The sequence below is a fragment of the Buchnera aphidicola (Pemphigus obesinymphae) genome (assembly GCF_026122815.1).
In the GTDB taxonomy this organism is placed as follows: Bacteria; Pseudomonadota; Gammaproteobacteria; order Enterobacterales; family Enterobacteriaceae; genus Buchnera_C; species Buchnera_C aphidicola_BJ.
On the sequence record NZ_JAIWQW010000144.1, the window covers coordinates 1 to 280 of the forward strand.

Annotated in this window: 1 protein-coding gene; it reads left to right on the forward strand. The window is 23.6% G+C overall.

Annotated features, from left to right (window positions below; all coding sequences use genetic code 11):
* A partial coding sequence (gene atpE, locus LDP10_RS03495; RefSeq protein ID WP_265197308.1) for an ATP synthase F0 subunit C occupies positions 1–160 on the forward strand: 160 nt, incomplete at its 5' end.
* Positions 161–280 lie beyond the last annotated feature (120 nt).

Below are 280 nucleotides of genomic sequence, written 5' to 3' on the forward strand. Positions count from 1 at the left end.
TATTGGAATTTTAGGTAGTAAATTTATAGAAGGTGCAGCACGGCAACCAGATTTAGTTCCTTTATTACGTACTAAATTTTTTATTGTTATGGGTTTAGTGGATGCTATTCCAATGATAGCTGTTGGTCTTGCTTTGTATATATTATTTGCTATTGCTTAATTTGAGTATTACTATTTAAGTAAATAAGTTTTTAAATTTAAATAGTAATTAATAAAAAATCTTTGCATTATTAAAATAGTGCAAAGATTTAAGAATTATTTTAAAATTAATTAAGGTATA